The organism is Mangrovibacterium sp. (assembly GCF_059905295.1).
Genome location: NZ_JBZQJF010000164.1, coordinates 1 through 6,247, shown reverse-complemented (window position 1 = coordinate 6,247; position 6,247 = coordinate 1). Strand labels below are relative to the sequence as shown.

General features: G+C 46.8%; 3 protein-coding genes. 1 reads left to right on the top strand and 2 read right to left on the bottom strand.

The genetic code is table 11. The features are described 5' to 3' along the window. Positions 1-164: 164 nt before the first annotated feature. A complete protein-coding gene (locus tag AC37HE_RS08940; RefSeq protein WP_500782486.1) occupies positions 165-854 on the bottom strand; it encodes a DUF2293 domain-containing protein in 690 nt (229 codons plus the stop codon). Then, positions 851-3,337, bottom strand: a complete 2,487-nt coding sequence (gene hrpB, locus AC37HE_RS08935) for an ATP-dependent helicase HrpB (protein WP_500782485.1) — start codon at positions 3,335-3,337, stop codon at positions 851-853. Before hrpB ends, AC37HE_RS08940 begins: the two co-directional genes overlap by 4 nt. Positions 3,338-5,352: 2,015 nt before the next feature. Here hrpB and AC37HE_RS08930 point away from each other — a divergent pair. Further along, positions 5,353-5,973 (top strand): fibronectin type III domain-containing protein, encoded by a 621-nt coding sequence (locus tag AC37HE_RS08930; RefSeq protein ID WP_500782484.1) that lies wholly within the window; start codon positions 5,353-5,355, stop codon positions 5,971-5,973. The last annotated feature ends 274 nt before the right edge of the window (positions 5,974-6,247 follow it).

Here is a 6,247-nt window from a genome sequence, read left to right as displayed (position 1 = left end):
GTGTAACGCGATCTCATGAGCTCCAAAGCTGTTTCTGCATCCCTTTTTCCGGAGATAATAGGCAGACAACAGTCGTTTTTGTCTTTTTGTGAGCCACAAGGGCATAAATTAGTCATCGGATCAATGGATTTTCAGGTGATTAGATTGCTGGATTTTCAGATTATTCAATTTTTGACTTGTTCAATTGCTCGTTGTAATGGGCAATCTTCAGTCACTTCCTGACCGGTTCTGTAGGCCTTTAGAAGTTGTACCGACTGTTGTGCCAATTCTCTGCGAACGGCCCGTCGTTCGCCCTTTATACGAGCAATCTTCATGTGATCGTAAGCTGTTGTTTGATGCCGCATCCAGGCAATAACGGCTTTGGCAGCCCGCTCTTCCAGTGGTATCATTTGTGTTCGTGCAACGGTTCCGCTGCCAACAGGTACCGCATGCTTGGTAATTGCTTTGGCCATGCGTTGTGCCAGCTCCTGGTAACTGGAATGAAAGTCCAGGTATTGCACAACTGCGTCCAGAAAATCGACTTCATAGGCTTCCTGCTTTTTTTCGCGACGTTTGAGGTCGGCAGCTCTTTTTCGTTGGTAATCATCAGTTGTTCTAAGGGCCGATACGGTTTGTTGAGCCTCTTTAATCGTCTCTGCAGGAGCCCATACGCCTTTCGAAATGGTTTTACGCCCCTTTTTATATTGCACCCGCCAGTATTTCTTTTGTGCCGTTACCTTGCGGGTTATACCTGCATCGCCTGCCGGTAAAAAACTCCACCCGGCAGGGGGTGTTACGGGCATTCCATATTCATTCAACAGCTGACCGTTTTTGCCGGGTGTTACTACCTGTATCAACTCGTCTTTTCGAATCATTTTTCCTTTCTTTTAACGCCGCGAATAGCTTCTTCTGTCCAGGGATCGTCAGGCCAGGCGTGCTTCGGATACCGGCGTTTCAATTCCTTCTTTACTTCAAAGTAAGTATTGTCCCAAAAGCTGCGAAGATCCGATGTTACCTGCACTGGCTTAAATCCGGGCGATAACAAATGCATCAACACGCCAAGCTTTCCACCGTTCAATTTTGGGGTATCTGCCAGTCCAAAAACTTCCTGCAGGCGAACGGCCAGTACCGGTGGTGCTCCGTTGGGCTGATACTGTAATTTGATGGATGATCCACTCGGAACTTTAATCCTTGCCGGAGCCAATTCGTTTAAGGCCGATTGTAACTCCGGACTCAAACTGTACTGTAAAACCTGTAACAAGTCGATCTTCTTCAGATCGTCGGCCTTGCGGATATTTTGCAGGTATGGTGCCAGCCATTCCCCGTTGGTATGCAGTAATTCGGTGGTTGAAACATCGGGCCAGCCCATTGCCGGGTTCCATTTGCGTAAGCTCAACACCCTGTTTTGCCATTGCGTAACCTCCTCGTTGAAATTCAACAGGTGCTCACCGTCTTTTTTGATGGCCTCCGAAATAGCTTGCTGCAGCAGTTCAGGATCAGGATCGGGCAAAGGCTTCGATTGCAATACAATGCTGCCAATACGTAGCTCCGCAACCGCATTAAGCGTTCCCCGTTTGCTATCCCAGTTAATCAGCTCCCTGTTCTTCACTAACGGAGCCAAATCGGTCGGGTTTAAGGGCGATGCCAGGAAAATGGTTCCCATCCCCTCGCGGGCATTCAGGTGAGCTACCGCCAGCCACGACTCGTAAGCCAAATCATCTTTATGACCAGCCATGGCAATGCTGCCGTTAGCCAGCTGAAATTGTGCATTATTGCCTACACGTGCACAGGCAATGCGCTCCGGATACGCATAAACCAACAGTAAACCTGTTTCATACGGATCAACAGGATCGTTACTGATTTTACAGCCGATAATTTGCCGGTAAGAATCAGCTACCTGATCGATTCGCTTCATCTTTTTCGATAAACGGTTCTCTGCCCGTTGTTTTCGCAAGGCTTCAATACGCAGGTTAATATCAATCCCGGCTTCTTTGCCCAGTGGATCGCGTTCTTCCAGCAAAGCTGCCAAATCGGTGGCCAGGGCAACATTTCCTTCCTGCTTGGCCATTACCAGCATGTGCGCAATACGGGGATGACAAGGCAAACGATGCAGCTCTTTTCCTAAGGCTGTGATTTTTCCACCTTCCAGGGCATCCAAACTGTGCAAAAGTTCCGAAGCCTGTATCACTGCCCCTTTGGGCGGCGGACTTAACCACGACAATTGATTGGGATCAGCAATGCCCCACTGTGCTAAGTCGAGCACCAGGTCAGCCAGGTCGGCTTCCATGATTTCGGGAGTGCGGTGTTCCGACAGTTGTTCGTGCGAAGCTTTCGACCACATGCGGTAACAAACGCCCGGGCCAAGACGTCCGGCACGTCCGGCACGCTGATCGGCCGAATCTTTCGATATATTAACCGTTTCCAGCCGCGATAAACCGGAACGCGGATCAAAGCGTGACGTTCGGGAGTACCCACAATCCACAACCACCTTTACACCTTCAATGGTTAAGCTGGTTTCGGCAATTGAAGTAGCCAGAATTATCTTGCGAACGCCGCGCGAACTGGGGAATATAGCCGCCAGCTGTTTATTTTTGGGAAGCATTCCGTAAAGGGGATGAATCTCCACCGGAAGCTTTTCGCCTTTCAATAGCTGCTCGCATTTCCGAATCTCTGCCTCCCCGGGAAGGAATGCCAAAATATCACCGTCCTGTTGGCGTACCGCTTTCAAAATCGTTTGCGCAGCCAGTTCGGGCAACATCCGCACATCATTTTCGCCGGTATACAGGATATCAACCGGAAACTGCCGTCCTTCACTTTGCACAACCGAAGATTGTAGCAATTCTGATAACTGTGGCAAGTTCAAGGTAGCCGACATCACCACTAGCCTTAAATCAGGACGCAGGATTTGCTGTGCTTCGCGACAAAGAGCCAGTGCTACATCGGCAAAGATGCTTCGTTCATGAAATTCATCGAAAATAACTGCACCAACACCCTCCAGCGAGTTGTCGCTATGAAGCATGCGGGTCAGAATTCCTTCAGTAACCACCTCTATGCGGGTGTTTTTACCTACGCGGTTCTCAAAACGGATGCGGTAACCAACAGTCTGCCCCACCTCTTCGCCCAATAGCGAAGCCATGCGTTCGGCAATACTGCGTGCTGCCAGCCGTCGTGGTTCCAGCATAATGATCTTCTGCCCTTCCAGCTCCTTCAATTGCAGTAAATCCAGCGGAACAATCGTACTCTTACCGGCCCCGGGTGGCGCATTCACAATCAAGGTATTTTCGCGGTGTAGCTTTCCCCGAATTTCGTCAAGAATGGCTACAACAGGCAGATCTATATTTTGGATGTTAAAAGTCAAAATGAATCAAATTTGATTGAAAACCTGCTTCCATTGCAAAAGCAGACTGCAAAAATAGGAAAAGCACGCTAAGATCGGGGTAGAATTCCCAACAAGGCATCAGATTCCCGATTAAGATTGAACGAACGATTGTGAATCATTGGAAAAATTCAACAATAAATACCAGATTAAAACGCACCGAATGCCACAATGAGATTATTCGGGGAATGGGCCGTATTTCATTCCCCTGCTTACCCAAAACAGGAGATGTAATATGGGATCGATTCAACAGGGAATCATGCAGTATTCCGATTTTGGGGAAATCGGTCGTAATGAATGGTTAAAATCGTTTAAAATACGCACGAATTGTTATTGGACCAACATCTGGTAATGCCTAATCATTTACATGCCATTGGATATTGAATAATTCCGGGATAAATGATTTGGACGGTTTACGGGATGCGCACGGGTCGAACGATGCACACGATGCACACGATGTACACGTAGAGACGCACGGCCGTGCGTCTCTACAACCCACCATACAACCACCATACAACCCACCATACAATCCACCCAACGGAATCAATTTCATCGTTTTTGGCAGGTTTTAAATCGGCGGTCAATTCAAAAATTGATGATTATATCGATGAATTTGGATTGGCGATTCCAAAATATAACCCGAACAACCATTTTTTCAACCGATTTTCCACAACCATAAAATCTCGCGGCAGCAAGGGGGAAAAGCCTCAAATGAACACAAAAGATCAGGAATGCGTCATTGCGATCCGGCGTTGACGGAGAAGCAATCTATCCCCTTAAGAGATTGCTTCGTCCTGCGTCCTCGCAATGACGCTCCCACATCCCTACCGACTTGATTCCCCGCTACCGTGCGAAATCTTCTACGAGGTAATTAGCCACCACACCATACAATCCCGCGGCAGCAAGGGGGAAAAGCCTCAAATGAACACAAAAGACCAGGAATGCGTCATTGCGATCCGGCGTTGACGGAGAAGCAATCTATCCCCTTATGAGATTGCTTCGTCCTGCGTCCTCGCAATGACGCTCCCACATCCCTACCGACTTGATTCCCCGCTACCGTGCGAAATCTTCTGCGAGGTAATTAGTCACCACACAATAAAACCGCCCGTAGTACCCCCTGTTACAATCGCTCTACAATATGTTTTTTAGCATGTTTAAGTGGATTTCTCATTCGTCGCTTGCAATTTTTATTGTTAATTGCCGTAACTTGTTTTTCAACAGGAAGTAATAGGTCTAATTAAATTAGTACGAGCAAAAAAAGCAAGTTGGCCAAGCTGTATCTATGCTTGCCGGCAAACGTTTTCGAAATAAACCTCTTCGGCACCGCTTGACCGAATATCCAACAAAGCGATTATTACGTCTGACAGACCAGATAGGAATCAGCTGCTTTTTCCAGTGGGATGCAGCCTATTGAAAACTTAATTCAAGACAAATGATTTGCTTTTACCCGATCGAACAAAATTCGGTCGACTGCCCTTGTTACGTCAATTTTTGGGCATTTCGACCTCAAAATAGCCTAAAAAGGGCTTCTGCTGAACAATATCCATCGTTTTCAAACAAGAGATGCCGCATCTCTTGTTTACAATGGCGCATTGTAAATAAGAGAAACGGTATATCAAATAAGAGATGCGCTTTATCAAACAGGAGATGCGCTTTTGTAAATAAGAGATGGAGCATTGTAGGTTGGAGAAATCATTTTTCAAACAAGAAATACGTCATTGTAGATTGGAGAAATCATTTTTCAAACAGGAGATGCCGCATTGTAAATAAGAAAAACGTCCTTGTAAACCATATAACCCGTTTTACAGATCGTATATCCGGCCTTCACGGTAAGAGCTGTCCCTTTGTTCAGCCGGAAACCCGCATTACCAAGCAAACGACAGCTCATCCAAATAGATTTTCCTCTTTTCCTTTGATCCTAACAGGGTTCTTAGCCTATCCAACAGCAACTGTTGTTTTAATACCTATCATATTTATCACTTCAAAAATCAGAAGTTATGCATAAAGTTCTAATAAACTTCAGTACGAATCGCCTCACCGATTCGGAATTGATTGTACTAGCCAGTGGGGTTTGTAGTAAAATGACTAATAACCCGAACTTCCCCACTCCATCGCCTGCTTTGGATACAGTGCAAACAGCGGTGGATGATTTCCTAACCGCAGAGGAAAAGTCACAAACCGGATCACACGAAGATGTGGCTATTAAAAACCAGAAACGTAAGGTATTGGAGAAATACCTGCACGATCTGGCTGTGTATGTGAACCTCACAGCCAATGGCGACGAAGCCATCCTGCTAAGCAGTGGTTTCGAGCTGGCCAAAAAGGCTGAGCCAAGAGGTCCGCTACCTGCACCCGAAGGGCTGAAAGTAAAACCAGGCCGTTCAAAAGGTTCGATCGATATGAGTTGTAACCGCGTAGCCGGAGCCAGCAGTTATGGTTTCGAATACCGCCAGCTCAACACCGAAACAGAAACCGCATGGGTACGGGTAGATTCTACCAAACACCAGGTTCTCGTTAGCGGATTAACCAGTGGCAGCAAATACGCCTTTCGCGCAGTTGCCATTGGCACAAATCCCGAACGCAACTGGAGCGACGAAGTAAACAGCTTCGTACTTTAAACCGCTCCGGTCTATGTAACACAGGGAGAAAAACAACAGTGAACAGGTTTTAACGGCTCAACCGGCAAAACCAATCAAAAAAGGGAGGTGTAAGCTTCCCTTTTTTCTAAAAGTCTTTTTCAAGATCCGTTGAAGGGGATCGATTCTGCTCCAATAAATTTCCGCAAGCCTTACCAGGCGGGTTTTCATCTTTGGCTTGCCCCAAAGACGAAACAGAAAACGCAAGGCTGATTTTTATCTTCAGGTATCAGCTCCTGAAAGCTAAGTTCAGCCG